Below are 20,222 nucleotides of genomic sequence, written 5' to 3'. Positions count from 1 at the left end.
CGCGCAGGGGAAGTGCGCGCGGGTTATTGCACTGGCTACTGCACGTGCAGGACGTTGCTCACGCGGGCCAGGCGCAGGGTGCGGGTGACCCGCGGGCCGGGCGAGCGCAGGGTGAGCCGCCCGCCCGCGACGAACATGCGGCGGTGCACGTCCAGGAGCATGCCGATCGCGGCCGCGTCGACGAACGGGCACTCCGTGAGGTCCACGACCAGGTGGTCCGGCCCGAGATCCGCCGCCTCGTGGAGGAGGGCGGCGAAGCGCGGTACCGATGCCGCGTCCAGTTCCTCGCGGATCACGATCTCGATCGTGGGGGTGGCCGCGTCGGCCGTGCCGCTGTGCATGTGCGTCTCCCGTCGTCGCCGGTGCCCACCTCTTCAGCGTTCGGCTCCGATGTGGCGAACCCTGCCCGGAACCGTGACGGTTGTGTGACTTCGGCGGCGCAAGCCCCGGTCAGGGCCGGGGGAAGTGGTCGCCGGGCGGTCGCGCCCGGCATGATGCCCCTATGGCAGGCGTGCTGGTGATCGAGGACGACGACCGGATCCGGCTCTCGCTGGCGCTCGCGCTGGAGGACGAGGGCTACGCGGTCCGCGGCGCGGCGAGCGCGGAGGAGGGCCTGGTCGCGCAGCGCGAGGAGCCCGCCGACACCGTGCTCGTCGACCTGATGCTGCCCGGCGTCGACGGGTTCGAGTGCATCCGGCAGCTGCGCCGCGGCGACGACGTGCCGATCGTGGTCATCAGCGCGCGCGACGACACCCACGACATCGTCGCCGCGCTCGAGGCCGGGGCCGACGACTACCTGGTCAAGCCGGTCGCGGTGAAGGAGCTCTCGGCCCGGCTGCGGGCGCTGCGCCGGCGCGGGCGCACCGTGCAGGCGATGGCCAGCATGGCCTTCGGCGAGATGGAGATCCTCCCGGATGCGGGCGAGGTGCGCATCGGCGGCGAGCCGGTCGCCGTGACGCGCACCGAGTTCCGGCTGCTGTGCGAGCTGGCCGAGCACCCGGGGCAGGTGCTGAGCCGCCAGCAGCTGCTGCAGCGGGTGTGGGAGTACGAGATCGGCGACGAGCGGCTCGTGGACGTGCACGTCGGGCGGCTGCGGCAGAAGATCGAGCGGGACTCCAAGTCGCCGCGGTACCTCGTGACCGTGCGCGGCATGGGGTACAAGCTGCAGCGATGACCCGCCTGCGGCTGGGGCTGCGGACCCGGGTCGTCGCCGGGTTCGCGGCCGGCGCGCTGACCCTCTCCGCCTGCATGGCGCTGGTCTCGTACGGGCTCACCCGCAACGAGCTCATCGGCGGCCGGGAGCGTTCGGCGGTCCGCTCGGCGACCTTCGACGCGCGGGTCGTGGCCGCCGGGCTGAACGCCGACAAGCCCGACATCGGCGGAATGCTGCGCACCCTGGACACCGGGGGCAACCGCCGGGTGCTCGTGTTCCACCTGGGCAAGTGGTACTCGCGCCACGCCGAGACCGCGTCCACCTCCGCCGTGCCGCAGAGCCTGCAGCGACTCGTCGGCGAGTCGGGCCAGGGCATCCAGCGGGCGAGGCTGGACGGCTCGCCGGTGGTGATCGTGGGCATCCTGCTGTCGCCGGCCACGGCGCTGTACGAGATCGACTCCATGCGCGAGCTGGACCAGAACCTGCGCACCATCGGCTGGGTGCTCGCGCTGGTCGCCTCGGCCGTCGCGCTGGCCGGGGCGGGGCTGGGCTGGTACGCCACCCGCTACGTCCTGCGCCCCCTGCGCTCGGTCGCCACCGCGGCCCAGGGCATCAGCGCCGGCGACCTCGGTGCGCGGCTCGACCCCGCCACCGACCCCGATCTGGAGCCGCTGTCGACCTCGTTCAACGAGATGGTCGACCAGCTGGCCCGGCGCATCGAGCGGGACCGCCGCTTCGCCGCCGACGTCTCCCACGAGCTGCGCTCCCCGCTGCAGACCCTGGCCGCCTCGGCGAGCGTGCTGGAGCGCCGCCGCGACCGGCTCGACGAGCGCACCGCGACCGCGGCCGGCCTGGTCGTCGACGAGGTGGCCCGGTTCCAGCAGCTCGTCGACGACCTGCTGGAGCTGGCCCGCGGCGACCTGCCGGCCCAGCTGGAGCCGGCCGACGTCGCCGAGCTGGCCCGGCGCGCCGCGCAGCGCCGCGGCCTCGACCCGGCGATCGTGGACGCCGCCCAGCCGGGGGCGGGCGGCCTGCGGTGGAACGTCGACCGGCGCCGGCTCGAGCAGGTGCTCGTGAACCTGCTCGACAACGCGGTGACCCACGGCGGGGGACCGGTCGCGGTGCGGATCGAGACCGACGGCCCCGACGGGGCGATCGAGGTCGACGACGACGGCCCCGGCGTCAACCCCGCCGACCGCGAGGTGATCTTCGACCGGTTCGAGCGGGGCCGCTCGGCCGGGGCCCGCGGCAGCTACACGGGCACCGGGCTTGGCCTGTCGCTGGTGGCGCAGCACGTGGCCGCCCACGGGGGCCGGGTGCTCGTGCTGGACCGGCCCGGGGGCGGCGCGCGGTTCCGGATCGAGCTGCCGGGGGTGCGGTGAAGCGCTGCGGACTCGCGCTGTTCGCCCTGCTCGCGCTGGTCGCGCTGGGCGGGTGCGGGGTGCCGACCGAGGACTCCCCGCGGCCGATCGAGCCCTCGGTGGTCATCGGCTCCTACGAGGGCCCGATGGCGGTGACGTCGCCCGGCGCGGTCGTGGAGCGGCTCTTCTTCACGCGCGACAGCCAGCTCGTGCCCGTCGACCGGCGGGTGGCGACGGTCCCGGCGCCCGAGCGGCACCTCGACGACCTCGCCGCCGGCCCGACGGCGCAGGAGCGCGACGCGGGCGTCGACAGCGCGCTCGGTGGCACCTCGTACATCACGGGCGTCGAGCTGCACAACGGCACCGCCGTCGTCGGGCTCTCGGTCGACAACCCGATCCGCAACGACGAGACGCTCGCCTACGGGCAGATCGTGTGCACGCTCACCGCCCGCGCCGACATCGTGGCCGTGCAGTTCACGCAGGACGGGCGGACGCTGGAGGTACCGCGGGGCGACGGCGCCCTCACCAGCGCGCCGCTCACCGAGGACGACTACGTGAGCCTCATCGCCGAGCGGTAGCCGCGGTCACCACGATGCTGAACCGGTCGATGCCGCGGATCAGCCGGGCCAGCTGCGCGAAGTCGACGGGCTTGCGGAAGTAGTGCTCGGCCGGCACCCCGAAGTCGCGCAGCATCCGCTCCTCCAGCGGCGAGCTGGTGAGCACGACGACGATCAGCCCGGCCAGCTCCGGCCGGCCCTGTATCCGGTCGAGCACGACGCGGCCGTCGACGCCGGGCAGGTTGAGGTCGAGCAGCAGGATGTCCGGGCGCGGGGCGTCCGCGTAGCGGCCGCGGCGCTCCAGGTAGTCGAGCGCCTCGAGGCCGTCGCCGAGCACGGTGAGCGGGTTGCGCAGGCGATGCTCGCGGAACTCGTCGATCGTGTACGCCACGTCACCGGCGTCGTCCTCGACCAGCAGAATGTGCGCGAGGTCCATGGGCTCCCCCGGATGTTGCAGCAGTGCAAAATTTCCGCCCTACCGTAAGGTATTCGGCCCTGGTAAATCCACCCGCCGCGCCCCCCGCTGTGCCGTCACCCGTGCAACGATGGCGCGGTGACGACCGAGCCGCTCGTCGAGGCGCTGCTGGCGGTGAACCGCAGCATGGTCGCGCTCGCCGCGCGCAACCTCACGGCGCTCGGGGCGGACGTGACGCTGCCGCAGTACCGCACGCTGGTTCTGCTGGCCGGCGGCGGCCCGCAGCGCAGCGCGGTGCTGGCCCGCGAGCTCGGCGTGGCCCCGTCGACGCTGACCCGCATGTGCGACCGGCTCGTGCGCAAGTCGCTGATCCACCGCTTCCACCGGCACAACGACCGGCGGTCGATCTGGCTGGGCCTGACCCCGGCGGGCCGCGACCTCGTGGGCCACGTGATGCGGGCCCGGCGCCATGAGCTGGAGGCGATCGTACGGTCGGCGGGCCTGACGGCGGCCCCGCGCGACCTGACGCTGCTGCACGCGTTCGTGCGGGCCGCGGGCGAGCTGCCCGACGACGAGTGGTGGGGCCGCTGGGAGGCCTCGGCCGACCCGGTGGAGGGCGCGCAGGCGATGCGCACGAGCCGGCTCGCCCCGAAGCCGCTCGGCTAGCGGGTCTTGCCCTCCGTCCGCGGCCGCCGGACGCCGTCGACCTCGGTGCAGAGGCCGTAGACGCGCGCGTGGCTCGTCCAGCCGTTGACGTGGCCGTGGTTGTTGCTGATCTGCACGCGGCCTCCGGCGTGGTCGACGGCGGAGACCAGGTGCACGTACACCGTGCCCGACACCTTCGCCAGGACGACGTCGCCGCGCTCGACGGCCGCCGGGTCGACCGGGGCGACGGTGACCAGCGCGCGGCTGCGGATCAGCGGCGTCATCGAGTTGCCGGTCGGGCGGAATCGCACCGTCGCGCCGGCGGCCACGCGGGTGGCCATGAGATCGAGCATGCCCATCGTGGTCACCACTGTCCCGGGCCGGGCGGCTCAGGGCGACGGATTTTCGTCCCGGCGGTGCGGAGCTGGCCTTCAGGCCGTCGGTTTGTTCGCTCGGCGGTGCAGGAGCAGGGCCGTCACGGCGACGGTTTCTCGGCTCGGCGGTGCAGGAGCAGGGCCGTCACGGCGACGGTTTCTCGGCCCGGCGGTGCAGGAGCAGGGCCGTCAGGCCGCCGGCGAGCAGGCCCCAGAAGGCGGAGCCGATGCCGAGGATCGTCATGCCGGACGCGGTCACCACGAACGTGACCACGGCCGCCTCGCGCCCGTCCGCCTCGGTGACCGCCGAGGCCAGGGACGAGCCCAGCGCCGGCAGCAGCGCCAGCCCCGCGACCGCCACGACCAGGATCGGCGGGGAGAGCAGGACGAGGGCCATGGCCAGCGACGCGCCTAGGCCGAGGGCGAGCTGGCCGCCGCCGAGGGCCACGGTGGCGATCCAGCGGCGGCGCGGGTCCGGGTGGGTGTCGGGGCCGGCGGTGAGGGCGGCGGTGATCGCGGCCAGGTTGACCGCGTGCCCGCCGAACGGGGCCGCGAGCGCGCTGGCCGCCCCGGTGGCGACGAGGAGCGGGCGGAGGGGCGGGGTGTAGCCGTACGTCGCGAGGACCGCCATCCCGGGCACGTTCTGGGCGGCCATGGTCACCAGGAACAGCGGGATCGCCAGGCTCACCACGACCGAGGGGTTCAGCGTGGGCGCGGTCAGGATCGGGGCGGGCCGCAGCTCGGCGCCGCCCAGCGAGCCGCCGGGGCCGTGCACGGCGATCGCGGCGACGGCCGCGAGCAGGGCGCCCGGCACGGCCCACTGCCGCGCGAAGCGGAACAGCACCGCCCAGGTGAGCACGACCGGGGTGGCCAGCAGCGGCAGGTCGACCATCGCCCGCACCGGGGCCAGGCACAGGCTGAGGATCACCCCGGCGAGCATCGCGCCGGCGATCGGGCGCGGGATGGCGGCGATCGCCCGGGTCAGCCACGGGACCAGGCCCGCGAGGACCATGAGCGCGCCGCTGAGCAGGAACGCGCCCACGGCCGCCGGGAAGCCGCCCGGGACCGGGCCGGTCGCGGCGAGCAGGGCCGCGCCCGGGGTCGACCAGGCGATGGCGATCGGCATCCGGTACCGCCATCCGAGCCCGATCGCCGTGACCCCGATCGCCACGCAGACGGCGAGCAGCCCGGAGGCGGCCTGGGCCGGGGTGGCACCGACCGCGCGGAGCCCGGCGAGCACGACGGTGAACGAGCTCGCGTACCCGACGAGCGCGCTCACCAGCCCCGCGAGCACGGCCGGCAGCTCCCGCCGCAGCCGGTTGCCCGGCGCCGCCTGTTCCGCGCCCGCCGACTGCTGCACGCCCGCCGCCTGTTCCGCGCCCGCCGACGGCTTCACGCCCGCCGCCTGTTCCGCGACCGACGGCTGTCGGCCCGCCGACTGTTCCGTGCCCGCCAGGCGTTCCGCGCCCGGCGGCTGTTCCCTGTCCGCCGGTTGCTCCCTGTCCGCCGGTTGTTCCGTGCCCGGCCGCGGCTCCGCGGCGTCCGGCGGCTGCTCGCCGGTGGTCTCCGGCGACCGTGGCTGGGTGGCCGGATGCCCTTCGCCGGTCGAGTCCGGGGGTGCCTGCCGCATGCGTGGGACCCTTCGCCGATCGTTCCGTAAACGGAACGCAACAATAGCCACATGAGCGCGAGCGGAACAAGCCGCCCCGGCGCCGAGTCCGCCGTGGGTGAGCGGCTGCGGCGGATGCGGGAGGCGCGCGGGCTCTCCCTGTCGGCCCTCGCGCGGGCGGCCGGCATCGGCAAGGCCACGCTGTCCGGCCTGGAGCACGGCACGCGCAACCCGACCCTGGAGACGTTGTACGCGGTGGCGGGAGCGCTGGGGGTACCGCTGACGGCTCTTGTCCTGAAGCCCGGTGATCCCCCGGCCGCCGCCGCCGACGTGCGAGGCGCGGCGGTCACCGCGACGCTGCTCGAGGTGTTCGAGGAGCCCGGGGCGACGTTCGAGCTGTTCTGGATGCGCGTGCGGCCCGGGGTGGCGCAGCGCTCTCCGGCGCACGCGCGCGGCGTGACCGAGCACATCACGGTCTACGGCGGGACGCTGCGGGCGGGACCCGAGGACGCGCCCCGCACCGCCGGGGCGGGCGAGCACGTGACCTTCCGCGCCGACGTACCGCACGTCTACGAGGCGACGGGCCCCGACGAGGTGGTGGCGAACCTGCTGATCCGCTCGCCCCGCTGACGGCGCGCGGACGTGCCGAACGTCTACGAGGTGGTGGCGCATTTGCTGGTCCGCTCGCCCCGCTGACGCAGGCGGGACGGGCGAGCGCGCGCCATGAGGTGGTGGCGCGTTTGCTGACGCAGGCGGGACGGGCGAGCGCGCGCCATGAGGTGGTGGCGCGTTTGCTGACGCAGGCGGGACGGGTTCCGCGCGTTTATGAGGTGGTGGCGGACCTGCTGATCCGCTTGCCCCGCTGGCTCAGGCGGGACGCGCCCAGGGGCCGGGGCCGTCGGGCTCGGTCAGCGCGGCGATCACCGTGAGCAGCTCCGGCGGCTCGAGGCGTCCGTCCAGCCCGGCGAGCTCGGCCGGCTCGAGCCAGGCGTGCCCGCGCAGGCTCAGCACCTCGTCCGGCAGCAGCCCGGTGCGCACCAGCGGCGGCGCCTCGGCGTCGAAGCGGGCGAGGAAGAACTGCTCGGGCCCGACGGTGCGGCGCCCGTTCCACCACATGTCGCGCTCGACGTCCACGAACCGGTCCAGCACCGCCGCGGCGTCGAGCCCGGTCTCCTCGCCGAGCTCCCGGCGCGCCGTGTCGAACGGCGACTCGCCCGGATCGATGCCTCCGCCGGGCGGCTCCCACAGCAGCGAGCCGTCCGCGGGGTCCTGCCAATGCAGCAGCAACACTCGCTGGGCCGCGTCCAGACACACCACGCGCGCGGCCGGCCGGCGGCGAGGCTCCCCGTTGTCCACGCGAAAACCCTATCGGCCCGGCGCGCGCCCCGCTGCCCCGCCGAAGCCAGTGACGGAGCGCACCGCGGCCGGGCTGTTCGCGTCGTTCCCGATGGCGACCAGCGCGCGACGCGACGGCGGCGAGTTGGGCATGTTGCGCGGCGTGGGCCTCGTCGGCTTCACCGTGTTTCGGGACGTCCGCGCTCGCCTCGTCGCGGCGCTCGCGGTGCGGGTGAGGACCCTGTTCGCGATGGCGCGGCGGCGGCCGGCAGTCGTTGCCGCAAAGCGAACATTTGCCGCGTTTGCCGTCATATCCTGTGCCCAGCGCGGGTGATCAAGGGCGGTGACCGGATGCAGGATCAGCTCATCTTCGGCGTGGGCCGGCTGCTGTGTGCGCTGCCGCTGGCCGCCGTCGTCGAAACCGTCCGGCCGCTGCCGGTGCAGCCTGTCGGCGGTGCGGGCGGGGCGCTGCTCGGGGTGGCCGTGATCCGGGGCGCGGCGGTGCCCGTCGTCGACACCGCGGCGCTGCTCGGCGATCCGGGGGTGCCGCCCAGCCGGTTCGTCACCGTGGACACCCCGGGCGGGACCGTCGCGTTCGCGACCGGGCCGGTCGCCGGGGTGCGGTCCGTGGCCCGCTCGGCCGCGCAGCCCTCGCCGGTGGCCGGTGAGCTGGTGGAGGCGGTCGGGGTGCTCGACGGACGGCCGCTGTTGTTCCTGAATCCCGAGTCGGCGCCGGTGCGCGGGGCTCGGGCCGAGGCGCGTGGGAACGGCAGTCCCGAGTCGGTGCCGGTGCGGGGAGCCCGGGCCGAGGCGCGTGGGAACGGCAGTCCCGAGTCGGTGCCGGTGCGGGGAGCCCGGGGCGAAGCGCGTGGGGACGGCTGTCCCGAGCCGGGGCGCGGGGCCAAGGCTGAGGCGTGCGGGGGCGACCGTGCCGCCGCGTGAGCAGGACGGCGTCGCGCGGCTGCGGCGGCTGCTCGCCGAGCGGCTCGGGATGGCGTTCGACGACAAGAAGGACGGGCTGCTCGCCGAGATCCTCCAGCAGCGGGCCACCCAGCACGGGCTGACCGATCGCGGCTACCTGGACCGGCTCACCACCGCGTGGACCGCCGAGCTCTCCGCGCTCGCCGAGGCGCTCACGGTCAACGAGACGTACTTCTTCCGCAACGTCGAGCAGTTCCGGGCGCTCGCCGACGTCGCCCTCCCGGCGCGGATGCGCGCCGACGACGGGCGGCGGCGGCTCGATCTGCTGTCCGTGGGGTGCTCGACCGGCGAGGAGGCGTACAGCCTCGCGATGGTCGCCGCCGGCCGCGTGCCGCAGGCGTGGGAGACCTCGATCATCGGGCTGGACGTGAACCGGGGGGCGCTGCGCAAGGCGATGGCCGGGCGCTACTCGCTGTGGTCCCTGCGCGAGACGCCCGAGAGCGTGCGGCAGCAGTGGTTCCGCCCGGCCGGCGACGGGGTCGAGATCGACGCGCGGCTGCGCAACCGGGTCCGGTTCGTCGAGCACAACGTCGCGCGGGAGGAACCGGTGCTGTTCGCGCCGGGGATGTACGACATCGTGTTCTGCCGCAATCTGCTCATGTATCTCACGCCGGACACGGCGCGCACGGTGGTGGAGCGCATCACGCGGAGCCTGCTGCCCGGCGGCTTCCTGTTCCTGGGGCACACCGACACGCTCGGGCTGCGCCCCGAGGGGCTGGAAGTGCACCACTCGCACGGGACGTTCTACTACGAGCGCGTGGCGGTGGCGCCCAGGGCCCCCGAGCCGGTGCGGGCCGCCGGGCCGCCGCCGCGGGAGCGGGCCCTCGCACTGCTACGGCAGGAGCGGTTCGCCGACGCGCTCGACCTGCTCGACGCCGTCGCGGGGGCCGAGGCCGACCGGCCCGAGACGTGGCTCGTGCGCGGGTGTGCGCTGGCCGGGCTCGGGGACACCGGGCGGGCCGCGGACCTGTGCCGGCGGCTGCTGGACCGCGACGCGCTCTTCGCCGACGCGCACCAGCTGCTCGGCGACTGTCACGAGGGCGACGAGCAGCACGACGCGGCCCAGCGCCACCATCGCATCGCCGCGCAGCTCGATCCCGGGTTCGCGATCCCGCGGCTGCGCCTGGGGCTGCTGGCCCGGCGCGTCGGGGACCGGCGTACGGCGGAGGAGGAGCTCGATCAGGCGGTACACCTGCTGCGGGCGGAGTCCGAGGAGCGCATCGCGCTGTTCGGGGGCGGATTCGGCCGCGGCGCCCTGATCGCGCTGTGCCGGGCCGAGCTGGCGGCGGTCTCGTGAGCGCCGTCGCGCCGCCGCGCACGGACGACCCGGCCGGGGCGCAGCCGGTGCCGGTGCAGGACCGGGGCACGCTCGAGCACCGGCTCGCCGAGCTGCGGGAGGAGTTCGACCGCTCGTTCGCCGACCCGCCCCGCTCGTCCGTCGCCGGGCACGACGACCTGCTGGCGATCCGGGCGGGCGGCGTGCGGTACGCGCTGCGCCTGACCCAGGCCGCCGGGCTGTTCCCCGACCGTCCCGTGACGCGGCTGCCGGGCCCGCTCGGCGCGCTGCTCGGGGTGGCGGGCTTCCGCGGCGCGATCGTGCCCGTGTACGACCTGGCGGCCGTGCTGGGCACGGGCGGTACCGCGGCCGGATCGGCGGACGGCGGCACCGGCCCGCGCTGGCTCGTGCTCGCGGCCGGGCAGCCCGCCGTCGCGCTCGCCTTCGCCGAGCTCGACGGCCACCTGCGCATTCCCAGCGACCGGCTGGTCGAGGAGGCGGACGGCCACGGGCCGCACGGATGCCTGCGCGGGATCGTGCCGCTGCCCGACGGGGCCCGCCCCATCGTCGACGTGCCGGCGGTGCGCGCCGCGGTCCGGGCCGCCGTCGACGCCGTCACCGGGCCGGTGCGGCACACCGAGGAGCGATAGGGCGGGACATGGCACGACAATGGACGTACGGGCAGCGGCTCGGCCTGGGCTTCGTCGTCAATGCGGGGCTGACGCTGATCACCGGCCTGGTGACCGTCTGGGCGCTGAGCACCGTGGTGGCGGGCAAGGACGAGGTCATCAACGTCGGCGTGAAGGGCCTCGCCGCGGCGCAGGAGCTGCGGACCGCCGTCGAGGCCAAGAGCAGCGCCGGGCGGGCGTACCTGCTCACCGGCGACCAGCGCTACGCCCAGCAGGTCAGCACCGCGCGGGCCCGGTTCTCCGCCGCGGCCGGGCGGGTCCGCGACGTGCTGGCCGGCGCCGAGGAGCGGAACCTGCTCGACCAGGCGGTGGAGGGCGAGCAGCGCCACCAGGACGCGCTGCAGGGCGTGATCACCCGCCGGGACCAGCCCGGCGCCAACCTGGAGGAGATCAGCGCCGCGTTCGAGAACAGCGTCGTGCCGCAGCGCGACACCCTCGACCGCGAGATCACCTCGCTCGTCACGCTGCTCAACCAGGACCTGCGCACCCGCCAGGACGCGGCCTCGACCCGCGCCGCCGTCGCCATGGGGGTCGTGATCGCCCTCGCCGCGCTCTCCGTCGGCTTCGGCCTCGTCAGCGGGCTGCTGCTCGCCCGCGCGCTCAAGCGCCAGGTGGCCGGGACCGTCGGGCACATCCGCAGCTCCTCGGCCCAGCTGGAGGCGTCGGCCGGGGCCCAGGCGACCGGCGCCCGCGAGCAGGCGACCGCGATGAGCGAGATCACCACGACGATCGAGGAGCTGCTCATCACCTCCCGGCAGATCGCCGAGGGCGCGCAGCGGGTGGCGAAGATCGCCGAGGAGACCGCGACCGCGGCCGGCTCCGGCGACTCCACGATCGAGGACGCCCGGGCCTCGATCGCCGCGATCCGCCGCCAGGTCGACCTCATCGTGCAGCACATGCTCGAGCTCGGGCAGCGCTCGCAGCAGATCGGCGGCGTGGTCGACCTCGTCTCCGAGCTCGCCGAGCAGACCAACATCCTGGCCATCAACGCGACCATCGAGGCGTCCGGGGCGGGGGAGTGGGGGCGGCGGTTCGCGGTCGTGGCCGACGAGATCCGCAAGCTGGCCGACCGTACGGCCGGCTCCGCCAAGGAGATCCGCGCGCTCATCGACGACGTCCGGGGCGCGGTCAACACCACCGTGATGGCGACCGAGACCGGGGCCAAGGCGGTCGACGCCGGCGCCCGGCAGTTCGACGCCGTCACCGCGTCGTTCCAGCAGATCGCCGACCTGGTGGCCTCGACCACGGAGTCGGCGCGCGAGATCGAGCTGTCCACCAAGCAGCAGGCGACCGCGGTCGAGCAGGTCAACGTGGCGGTCAACGACACCGCCCGGGTGACGCAGGAGAGCGAGACGAGCGCGGTGCAGACCCGCCAGACCGCGTCGCACCTGACCGGCCTGTCCACGACCCTGCTGCGGCTCGTGACGGCGGACAACCGCACATGACGGACAAGGATCCGCTGCGGTACTTCCGGATCGAGGCCCGCGAGCTCGTCGATCAGCTCGCGCAGGGCGTGCTCGACCTGCAGGGCGGCGCCGGGGACCCGGAACCGGTGGCCGTGCTGCTGCGCCACGCGCACACGCTCAAGGGCGCGGCCCGGGTGGTGCGCCAGACCGTGCTGGCCGATCTCGCGCACGCGTTCGAAGAGCTGCTCATGCCCTTCCGCGAGGGCGGCTCGCCGGACGTTCCCGCCCTGCTGCGGCTGACCGATGCGATGACGTCGGCCGTGGCGGACCTCGAGCAGCCCGACGCTCCGGAAGTATCCGAGATATCCGAACCTTCCCCTGAGCCCGATCGCGATGCCACCGCGGACGTGGACGACCTGCTCGAGGCGGTCGACGAGGCCCACGCCCGCTTCGCCCCGCTGCGCACCCACACCGCCGCCCTCGAACGCGTCCGGCGGACCGCCGAGGGCCTCGCCGAGCAGCTGCGCGGCGAGCGGGGCGGCCCCGCCGCCGGCTCGATCGCCGCCGGGCTCACGACGCTCGGCCGCCGCCTCACCGCGACCGTCGAGCAGGTCGCCCGCGAGCTCGACGACATCCGCGGCCGGGCCGAGCGCCTGCGCCTGGTCCCCGCCGCGACCGTCCTGACGACCCTGCACCGGGCCGTGTACGACGTCGCGAACACCGAGGGCAAGACGGTGCTGTTCGACAGCCACGGCGGCGACCTGCGCCTCGACCCGCACGTGCTCTCCCAGGCCGGCAACGCCCTGCTGCACGTGGTCCGCAACGCGGTCAGCCACGGCGTGGAGCCCGAGGCCGAGCGCGTCGCGGCCGGCAAGGCGCCCCAGGGCCGGGTCAGCGTCGAGGTCCGCCGCCGCGGCCGGTTCGCCGCGTTCCGGTGCCGCGACGACGGCCGCGGCTTCGACCTCGAGGCGGTGCGCCGCCAGGCCGAGCGCCGCGGGCTGGTCCGGGCCGGCGCCGACGTGCGCGAGCTCATGCGCCTGCTCATGCAGGGCGGCATCTCCACCTCCGAGCGGGTCACCGGCGTCTCCGGGCGCGGCATCGGGCTCGACGCGGTCCGCGACGTCGCCGAGCGCCTCGGCGGCGAGGTGTCGGTGAGCACCGAGCCCGGCCAGGGCACGACCGTCGAGCTCACGGTGCCGCTCGCGCTCGTCTCGCTCTCCGGGCTCGTGCTGCGGGCCGGCGGGGTCTTCGCCGCGCTGCCGCTGGACGCGGTGCGCACCTGCGTGCTGCTGCCCGAGGTGGAGGCGTCCGCGGCCGCCGCGGCCGGGGCCCTCGCCCACGACGGGCGCGTGCTGCCGTTCCTGCCGCTGGCCCGGGTGCTCGCGCCCGGGGCGCCGCCCGCGGCCGGGAGCGGGGCCGTCGCGGTCGTGCTCGCCGCCGCCGAGGACGTCTTCGCGGTCGGCGCGGACCGGCTGCTGGGCACCTCGACGCTGGTCGTGCGGCCGCTGCCGGAGCTGGCCCCGGCGGCCGCGGTCGTCGGCGGGGTGTCGATCGACGCCGAGGGCAACCCGCGCATCGTGCTCGACCCGGCCGGCCTGGCCGCCTCGGCCGGGGCCGCCGGCAGCGTCGCGCCCCCGCCCGCCGCGAACGGCGCCGAGGGGGCCGGCGAGGCGCCGCGGGAGCTCGCGCCGATCCTCGTCGTCGACGACTCGCTCACCACCCGGATGCTCGAGCGCAGCATCCTGGAGTCCGCGGGGTACCGCGTGGAGCTGGCCGCGTCCGCCGAGGAGGCCCTGGAACGGGCCCGGCAGCGGCGGTACGCGCTGTTCCTCGTCGACATCGACATGCCCGGCCTCGACGGCTTCGCGTTCGTCGAGCTCACCCGGGCCGACCCGGAGCTGCGCGAGGTGCCCGCGATCCTGGTCAGCTCGCGATCCTCGGCCGAGGACCGCCGGCGGGGGCTGGCCGCCGGGGCCGCCGCCTACGTGGTCAAGAGCGAGTTCGACCAGGAGGAGCTCCTCGGCCACATCCGCGATCTCGCGGGGGCGCCGGCATGATCAGGGTGCTCGTCGTCGAGGATTCCGCCACGGTACGGCACTGCCTGCGCGAGGCCCTCACGCGCGCCGCCGGCTTCGAGATCGTGGGCGAGGCCACCGACGGCGCCCAGGCGGTCGAGCTCTGCCGTCGGCTGCGGCCGGACGTGATCACCATGGACGTGATGCTGCCGGTGATGACCGGGCTGGCCGCCACCGAGCAGATCATGGCGCTCGCCCCGACGCCGATCCTCGTGGTGTGCTCCGCCGACCGCCGCGAGCTGTTCACCACCTACGACGCGCTCGCCGCCGGGGCCGTCGACGTGCTGGAGAAGCCGCGCGGCGACGCCACCGACGACACCTGGCCGCAGCGGCTGCGCACCGCGGTCAAGGTCGTCTCCCGCATCCGCGTGGTCACCAAGCGGCTGGGCGGGGCCACGCCCGACCCGCCGGTGGCCGTCCGGCCCGAGCCGGCCGCGGTGCGCGCGGTGCTCATCGGCGCGTCGACCGGCGGCCCCGGGGCGATCGTGCGGCTGCTGCGGGCGTTGCCGGCCGGGTTCGCGGTGCCGGTGCTGTACGTCCAGCACCTGTCGGCCAACGAGTCCTTCGCGCAGGCGTTCACCGGCTGGCTGGCCGAGCAGACCGGGCACGTCGTCGGCTACGCCCGCGGCGGCGAGGCGCTCGGCTCGCTGGGCGGGCGGGTCACGATGGCCCCGCCCGACCTGCACCTGCTCGTGCGCGGCGGGCACCTGCACCTCAGCGCGGCGCCGCCCCGGCACTCCTGCCGCCCCTGCGTCGACACGCTCTTCGAGTCCGCGGCCGCGGACCTCGGGCGCGCCGCGGCCGGGTGCCTGCTCACCGGGATGGGCCGCGACGGCGCCGGCGGCCTGCTCGCGCTGCGCCGGGCCGGGGCGATGACGTTCGCGCAGGACGCGGCGAGCTGTGTGGTGTACGGGATGCCGCGCGAGGCCGCCGCGCTTGGCGCCGCCGCGGAGAGCCTGCCGCCGGAGCAGATCGGGGCCCGCCTCGCCGCGCTGGGCGAGCGGTCGACGGACAGGAGGCTCGCGTGGCGAACACGGTCCTGATCGTCGACGACAGCCTCACCGTGCGCATGGACCTGCACGAGGCCTTCGAGGACGACGGCTTCCACACCGTGCTGTGCGCCCGGCTCGGCGAGGCCGTCGACGCCCTGGAGTCCGAGCAGTTCGACGTCGCCGTGCTCGACGTGCGCCTGCCCGACGGCGACGGCGTCGACCTGCTGCGCCGGCTGCGCGCCCACCCCCGCCACGGCGACGCGGTCGTGCTGCTGCTGTCCACCGAGGCCGAGGTGCACGAGCGCCTGCGCGGCCTGCGCACCGGCGCCGACGACTACGTCGGCAAGCCCTACGACGCGGCCGTGGTCGTCGCCCGCGCCCGCGACCTGCTGCGCCACGGGCCTGTGTCCGGCAACCGCCGGCTCGTGCTCGTCATCGACGACAGCCGCACCTTCCGCGAGCTGCTGCGCCGGCATCTCGCCGACAGCGGCTACGAGGTGGCGACGGCGGCCAGCGGCGAGGAGGGGCTGCGCGTGGCCGGGGTCCGCCGGCCCGACGCGATCATCGTCGACGGGGTGCTGCCCGGCATCGACGGCGCCACCGTCATCCGCCGCGTGCGCCTCGACGCGACCCTGCGCAACGTGCCGTGCCTGCTGCTGACCGCCTCCGACGACTACACCACCGAGCTGCAGATCCTCGAGGCCGGCGCCGACGCGTTCGTGCGCAAGCAGGAGGACCTCGCGGTCGTGCTGGCCAAGCTCGCCGCGGTGCTGCGCAAGAGTGCCGCCCCCGTGCCGCTGCCCGACGCCGGCGCCGTGCGCCCGGCCCGGGTCCTGCTCGTCGACGCCGACAGCCACTACCTGGAGATGATGACGACCCTGCTGCACGAGGACGGCTTCGAGGCCGTGCTGGCCCGCTGCGCCGACGACGCCCTCGCGATGCTGGCCGTGCAGCCGGCCGACTGTACCGTCATCGACCTGCACCTGCCCGAGATCGACGGCCGCGAGCTGTGCGACCGCATCCGGGCCGTGCCGGGCCTGCGCGACATGCCGGTCATCATCGTCGGCCACGACGACGTGCTCCTGGAGTGCCTCGCGGCGGGGGCCGACGACTACGTGCGCCGGGCCGACGGCACCGGCAGCCTGCGCGCCCACGTCCGGGCCCACCTGCGCCGCCAGCACCTGCACGAGCAGAACCGCCGCATCCGCGACGAGCTCGTGCGCCGCGAGATGGAGGCGGCCGAGGAGCGCGCGGCCCGCCGCTTCGCCGAGGCCCGCGCGGAGCTGGTCGAGGAGCTCGAGTGGCGCAACCGCGAGCTGGAGGCGTTCAGCGGCTCGGTCTCGCACGACCTGCGCTCGCCCCTGCAGACGATCCTGAGCTACAGCGAGCTGCTGGCCGAGGAGGCCGACGAGCAGACGGCGTCGCTGCTGATGCGCATCCACGGCGCCGCCACCCGGATGAACGCGCTGATCGAGTCGCTGCTGCAGCTCGCGCGCGCGAACCGGGGCCAGATCCAGCACGGCACCGTCGACCTGGCGGCCCTCGCCCTGGACGTGGTCGACGAGCTGCGCCAGCGCGACCCCGCCCGCACCGTGCGCGTCACGGTGGCCTCGCCGATGACGGCCGCCTGCGACGGCGACCTCGTGCGCGCGGTCTACGCGAACCTGGTGGGCAACGCCTGGAAGTTCACCTCGCGCACCCTGGAAGCGGCGATCTCGATCGGCTGCGACGGCGGGGTCTTCTACGTGCGCGACAACGGGGCGGGGTTTCCGGCGGACCGCGCGGAGGAGCTGTTCCGGCCCTTCGGCCGCCTGCACGACGCCGCGGAGTTCCCGGGCACGGGCATCGGCCTGACGACGGTGCAGCGCATCATCGACCGCCACGGCGGACGGATCTGGGCCGAGAGCGAGCCCGGCCGCGGCGCGACCTTCTCCTTCACCCTCGCCGCCTGACGGGCGGTATCGGGTCAGTTGCCCGCTTGCAGGATGCGCCACACCGCGTCCGGCGGCAGGCTCGGATTGCCGCACAGCTCCAGCACCACCGCAGGGTCGGGGTGGGTGGCCAGCCCGGCCAGGACGTCCGGCGGCGTCGCCGGGTTCGACGCCAGCGCCACGGCGCTCGCCGGGATCCGGGAGCAGATCCGCAGCGCCGCGGCCGGGGCCGCCTCGTGCCAGCCGACCTCCGCCACGGCCTCCGGCGAGCTGCGCGGGTCCTCGGCGATGGCGAGCAGGACGTCGGGCGGGCAGCACGGGTGAGCGGCCACCGCCGTGTTCACCCGTGGCCCGTGCCCGGCGGCGAAGGCCCGCACCTGCTCGGCCGTGACGCTGCTGCTCGCCAGTGCGAGCAGCGCGACCTCGAGGTCCGGGTCGCTCAGCAGCGTGGCCCGGATGTCCAGCGGCAGCTGGTGGCACCCGGCGGCGGCCCGCCGCAGCGCCGGGTCCGGGTCGGCGGCCAGGGTCAGCAGCTCGTCGCGGTCCCGCCGGTAGATGATCCGCTGCGTCGTCCCGGTGGCGCGGTTGTGCTCCAGCACCAGGTCCATCGGGACCACCGGGTTGTGCAGCACGTTCTGCCGCCAGCGGCCGGCGTCCTGGTCGTGGAGCCGGCGGAGCAGTTCGGCCGGCGTCGCCGGGTTGACCGAGACCGCGCCGGTGATCCGGGGATCGTCCAGCGCCACGAGGGCGGCGTAGGTGGCCGCGGGCAGATCACGCCGGGCCGCCAGCACCCGGCCCATCGCCGGGCCGGGCTCGGCGATGAGCGGCAGGATCGCCTCGACGGGGGTCGCGTGGTTGCCCGCGGCGGCCAGGCGCAGGTCGCGCAGGGCTTCGGCCGGGTCGGGGCGGTGCGGGCAGGGCTCCAGGGCGGGCCGCCCGCCGGTGGACATCAGCTCGGCGAGGAGCCCGGCGGGCACGCGGGGCCGGGCGGCGAGGGCGATGCGGACGCAGGCCTCGGCCCGCCGGTACAGGCGCCGGGCCAGCGCCTCCGGAAGGTCGTACAGCCCGGCCGCTCGGGCCGCGACCGAGCAGTCGTCGTCGCCGGCCAGCGTATCCGCGATGTCGGCCCGGTCCCGCCGCATGATGGACGCCGCGAGGGCATGGCGGACGTGCGGGTCGGGCCACGACGCGAGCAGCGGCAGCCAGCCGGCGGGCGCGTCGGCCCGGTCGATCCCGGCGACCATCGCCCAGGGGTCGTCGCGGGGGACCCGCTCGGCCGGAAGGTTGCCCGACCTGATCAGCGCCAGGTGTACCGCCCGGTGCCCGCACGCTTCGAGCGCCGCGACGTGTGCGGGTGCCAGGCGCTGCTCGAGGGCGAGGGCTTCGAGTACCCCCGGATCCGCCGTCGCGATGAGGACGTCGACGTGCTCGGGGCGCAGCGCGGGGTTGGCCGCGAGCGCGAGCAGGGCATGCCGCCGCTGCGCTGGGTCGTCGCACGCTCCGGCCGCCGGGGTCTGCACATCAACGAGTATGCGGGTCCGGTCACGTGCGGGGATGGCCGGTGATGCCGTCCAGCACGGTGGTCAGGTTGTGGTGGAAGGTCTCCTCGGCGTTGAGGTGGGCGCCGTCGACGACGAGCCGGGCGACGGTCGGGTAGCGGCCGGTCTCGAGCATGCGGGTCAGGTAGGGACCGAGGGCGGCCTGCCAGGCGGCCACGTCGGTGCCGGTCGCGCGGGCGGTGCGCCGCTCGGTGATCTCCCGGCGGAGCGCTCCGACGATGAACGCGTTGAGGGCGCCCAGGGCCCGCTGGAGATCGTCGATGTCGTGCACGGCGGGGGCCTGGGCGAGCGCCGCCGCGGTCGACTCGCCCACGGCGAGCGCGTGCGGTCCCAGGTGCGGCCGGGCGCCGAGCAGGTCGGCGAACCACTCGTGCTCGAGCGCGGCGTCGCGCGTGCGGTGCACGACGGCCAGCACCGCGGCGCGCCACCCGGGCGGCGGGCCGGCCTCGGCGATCTGGGCGTACACGGCGTCGACCATCAGGTCGAGCAGCTCGGACCGGTTGGTCACGTAGTCGTACAGCCGCATCGGGCCGACGCCGAGTTCCTTGGCGAGCTTGCGCACCGACAGCCCGTCGAGGCCGTGCTCGTCGGCGAGCCGGATCGCCGCGGCGGCGATCTTCGCGCGGCTCAGCGGCACCGGCGCCGCCCGCGGCTGGGGCTCGGGGCGTTCCCAGACGGGCAGCGATGCGCTACCGTACGGTGTATCCATACGGTACATCGTACGGCAAGGGGGATGACGATGCGAATCGCGATCGCCGGCGGGGGCCTCGGCGGCCTGACGCTGGCCCGAATCCTGCACCGGCACGGCATCGGCGCGGTGGTGTACGAACGCGAGGAAAGCCGATCCGCGCGACCCCAGGGCGGCCTGCTCGACCTGCACCCGGAGTCCGGGCAGCGGGCCCTGGACGAGGCGGGCCTCACCGGCGAGTTCCGGTCCGAGGCGCGCCCGGAGGGCGAGGAGCATCGCATCCTCGACCCGGCCGGGCGCACCCTCGTGCACCACAGGCCCGAACCCGGCTCGTTCGCCGGGCGCCCCGAGATCGACCGCCGCGTGCTGCGCGACCTGCTGCTCGATGCCCTCCCCGCCGGCACGGTCCGGTGGGGGCACCGGCTGGTCGCGGCGACCCCCCGAGCCGGCGGCGGCTTCGGGCTGACGTTCGAGGACGGCGACGGTGCCGGTCGAGATGCCGGCTGCGATGTCCTCGTCGGCGCGGACGGCGCGCGCTCGGTCGTCCGGTCGCTGCTGACCGACGCGCCGCTGTCCCACGTGGCCACCCTGGCCGAGCTCAGCATCGCCGACGCCGACCGCCGCCACCCGGACCTCGCCGACCTGGTCGGCCCCGGAAACCTCTGGTGCATCGGGGTGAGCCGGATCCTGGCCGCGCAGCGCCTCGGCGACGGCGGCATCCGCGTCGGGATCTCCCTGCCGGCCGGCGACCGCCCCATCGACGCCTACCGCGACAAGCGCGCCCTGCTGGAGCTGTTCGACGGCTGGAACCCCCGCCTCACCGCGCTCATCGAGGCCGGCGACGGCCCGCCGACCCTGCGCGGGATCGAGGTGATGCCGACCGGGACCCGCTGGGCCCACCGGCCGGGCCTCACCCTCATCGGCGACGCCGCGCACCTCATGCCGCCGGTCGGCGAGGGCGCCAACCAGGCCATGCTCGACGCCGCCGAGCTCGGCGCCGCCCTGGCCGCGGACCCCGCCGACCCCGGCGCGGCGATCCGGGCGTTCGAGGCGGCGATGTTCGACCGCATCGAGCCGATCGCCGAGATGTCCGCCCGGGTCCAGGCCATGATGCTGTCCCCGACCGCGGCCGAGGACATCGTCCGCTTCTTCACGCCGGAGCCGTCGCAGTGAGGA

The 20,222-nt window shown here is 75.5% G+C and carries 21 protein-coding genes; 14 read left to right on the top strand and 7 right to left on the bottom strand.

From position 1 onward, the window contains the following. Positions 1–35: 35 nt before the first annotated feature. Positions 36–341, bottom strand: coding sequence for an STAS domain-containing protein (locus tag ABT369_RS07835; RefSeq protein ID WP_350610935.1), 306 nt, complete (start codon positions 339–341; stop codon positions 36–38). A 161-nt stretch (positions 342–502) separates the two neighbouring features. On the opposite strand from ABT369_RS07835, the gene ABT369_RS07830 reads away from it, so the two are divergent. From ABT369_RS07830 to ABT369_RS07820, 3 genes are read left to right on the top strand one after another with little or no spacing between them, the layout of a single operon-like run. After that, entirely contained in the window at positions 503–1,174 is a 672-nt protein-coding gene (locus ABT369_RS07830) for a response regulator transcription factor (RefSeq protein WP_350610934.1), read from the top strand. Next, a complete protein-coding gene (locus ABT369_RS07825) occupies positions 1,171–2,535 on the top strand; it encodes a sensor histidine kinase (protein ID WP_350610933.1) in 1,365 nt (454 codons plus the stop codon). Before ABT369_RS07830 ends, ABT369_RS07825 begins: the two co-directional genes overlap by 4 nt. Further along, complete coding sequence (locus tag ABT369_RS07820) at positions 2,532–3,092, top strand: GerMN domain-containing protein (RefSeq protein WP_350610932.1); 561 nt, start codon at positions 2,532–2,534, stop codon at positions 3,090–3,092. The genes ABT369_RS07825 and ABT369_RS07820 overlap by 4 nt, the downstream gene beginning before the upstream one ends. Here the strand turns inward: ABT369_RS07820 and ABT369_RS07815 are convergent. Further along, positions 3,076–3,507 (bottom strand): response regulator, encoded by a 432-nt coding sequence (locus ABT369_RS07815; protein WP_350610931.1) that lies wholly within the window; start codon positions 3,505–3,507, stop codon positions 3,076–3,078. The two genes, ABT369_RS07820 and ABT369_RS07815, sit on opposite strands and share 17 nt — an antisense overlap. A 117-nt stretch (positions 3,508–3,624) precedes the next feature. Here ABT369_RS07815 and ABT369_RS07810 point away from each other — a divergent pair, with 117 nt between their 5' ends. Then, on the top strand, positions 3,625–4,152 hold the full coding sequence (locus ABT369_RS07810; RefSeq protein ID WP_350610930.1) for a MarR family winged helix-turn-helix transcriptional regulator: 528 nt from the start codon (positions 3,625–3,627) through the stop codon (positions 4,150–4,152). Here ABT369_RS07810 and ABT369_RS07805 read toward each other — a convergent pair. Both ABT369_RS07805 and ABT369_RS07800 read right to left on the bottom strand, forming a co-directional pair. Continuing rightward, the gene (locus ABT369_RS07805) at positions 4,149–4,490 is read right to left on the bottom strand and encodes a S24/S26 family peptidase (RefSeq protein ID WP_350610929.1); all 342 of its coding nucleotides are present in this window, start codon (positions 4,488–4,490) and stop codon (positions 4,149–4,151) included. The genes ABT369_RS07810 and ABT369_RS07805 overlap by 4 nt on opposite strands. Before the next feature lie 160 nt (positions 4,491–4,650). Next, positions 4,651–6,135 carry a benzoate/H(+) symporter BenE family transporter gene (locus ABT369_RS07800; RefSeq protein WP_350610928.1) on the bottom strand — a complete coding sequence of 495 codons (1,485 nt, stop codon included), beginning with the start codon at positions 6,133–6,135 and terminating at the stop codon, positions 4,651–4,653. A 51-nt stretch (positions 6,136–6,186) separates the two neighbouring features. On the opposite strand from ABT369_RS07800, the gene ABT369_RS07795 reads away from it, so the two are divergent. Beyond that, on the top strand, positions 6,187–6,744 hold the full coding sequence (locus ABT369_RS07795; protein ID WP_350610927.1) for a helix-turn-helix domain-containing protein: 558 nt from the start codon (positions 6,187–6,189) through the stop codon (positions 6,742–6,744). 237 nt (positions 6,745–6,981) lie between these two features. On the opposite strand, the gene ABT369_RS07790 is transcribed toward ABT369_RS07795, so the two are convergent. Beyond that, complete coding sequence (locus ABT369_RS07790; protein ID WP_350610926.1) at positions 6,982–7,470, bottom strand: NUDIX hydrolase; 489 nt, start codon at positions 7,468–7,470, stop codon at positions 6,982–6,984. 49 nt (positions 7,471–7,519) lie between these two features. Here ABT369_RS07790 and ABT369_RS07785 point away from each other — a divergent pair, with 49 nt between their 5' ends. Genes ABT369_RS07785 through ABT369_RS07750 form a run of 8 tightly spaced genes read left to right on the top strand, consistent with a single transcriptional unit; the run spans position 7,520 to position 16,820 of the window. Further along, positions 7,520–7,783 (top strand): hypothetical protein, encoded by a 264-nt coding sequence (locus ABT369_RS07785; protein ID WP_350610925.1) that lies wholly within the window; start codon positions 7,520–7,522, stop codon positions 7,781–7,783. Positions 7,784–7,800: 17 nt separating this feature from the next. After that, the gene (locus tag ABT369_RS07780; RefSeq protein ID WP_350610924.1) at positions 7,801–8,391 is read left to right on the top strand and encodes a chemotaxis protein CheW; all 591 of its coding nucleotides are present in this window, start codon (positions 7,801–7,803) and stop codon (positions 8,389–8,391) included. Next, positions 8,378–9,727: a CheR family methyltransferase gene (locus ABT369_RS07775; RefSeq protein WP_350610923.1), complete on the top strand. Its 1,350-nt coding sequence runs from the start codon at positions 8,378–8,380 to the stop codon at positions 9,725–9,727. Before ABT369_RS07780 ends, ABT369_RS07775 begins: the two co-directional genes overlap by 14 nt. Beyond that, positions 9,724–10,356, top strand: coding sequence for a chemotaxis protein CheW (locus ABT369_RS07770; RefSeq protein ID WP_350610922.1), 633 nt, complete (start codon positions 9,724–9,726; stop codon positions 10,354–10,356). Before ABT369_RS07775 ends, ABT369_RS07770 begins: the two co-directional genes overlap by 4 nt. A gap of 8 nt (positions 10,357–10,364) precedes the next feature. Then, positions 10,365–11,840: a HAMP domain-containing methyl-accepting chemotaxis protein gene (locus tag ABT369_RS07765; protein ID WP_350610921.1), complete on the top strand. Its 1,476-nt coding sequence runs from the start codon at positions 10,365–10,367 to the stop codon at positions 11,838–11,840. Beyond that, on the top strand, positions 11,837–13,858 hold the full coding sequence (locus ABT369_RS07760; RefSeq protein WP_350610920.1) for a hybrid sensor histidine kinase/response regulator: 2,022 nt from the start codon (positions 11,837–11,839) through the stop codon (positions 13,856–13,858). The genes ABT369_RS07765 and ABT369_RS07760 overlap by 4 nt, the downstream gene beginning before the upstream one ends. After that, positions 13,855–14,919, top strand: a complete 1,065-nt coding sequence (gene cheB, locus ABT369_RS07755) for a chemotaxis-specific protein-glutamate methyltransferase CheB (RefSeq protein WP_350610919.1) — start codon at positions 13,855–13,857, stop codon at positions 14,917–14,919. Before ABT369_RS07760 ends, cheB begins: the two co-directional genes overlap by 4 nt. Beyond that, positions 14,901–16,820 carry a response regulator gene (locus tag ABT369_RS07750; protein ID WP_350610918.1) on the top strand — a complete coding sequence of 640 codons (1,920 nt, stop codon included), beginning with the start codon at positions 14,901–14,903 and terminating at the stop codon, positions 16,818–16,820. The genes cheB and ABT369_RS07750 overlap by 19 nt, the downstream gene beginning before the upstream one ends. 14 nt (positions 16,821–16,834) lie before the next feature. On the opposite strand, the gene ABT369_RS07745 is transcribed toward ABT369_RS07750, so the two are convergent. Continuing rightward, a complete protein-coding gene (locus ABT369_RS07745) occupies positions 16,835–18,319 on the bottom strand; it encodes a hypothetical protein (protein WP_350610917.1) in 1,485 nt (494 codons plus the stop codon). 22 nt (positions 18,320–18,341) lie between these two features. Further along, entirely contained in the window at positions 18,342–19,067 is a 726-nt protein-coding gene (locus tag ABT369_RS07740) for a TetR/AcrR family transcriptional regulator (protein ID WP_350610916.1), read from the bottom strand. A gap of 24 nt (positions 19,068–19,091) precedes the next feature. Between ABT369_RS07740 and ABT369_RS07735 the strand changes: the two genes are divergently transcribed. Continuing rightward, a complete protein-coding gene (locus ABT369_RS07735; protein ID WP_350610915.1) occupies positions 19,092–20,219 on the top strand; it encodes an FAD-dependent oxidoreductase in 1,128 nt (375 codons plus the stop codon). The last annotated feature ends 3 nt before the right edge of the window (positions 20,220–20,222 follow it).

The organism is Dactylosporangium sp. NPDC000244 (assembly GCF_040300725.1).
GTDB lineage: Bacteria > Actinomycetota > Actinomycetes > Mycobacteriales > Micromonosporaceae > Dactylosporangium.
This window is presented reverse-complemented; position numbering and strand designations above follow the sequence as displayed.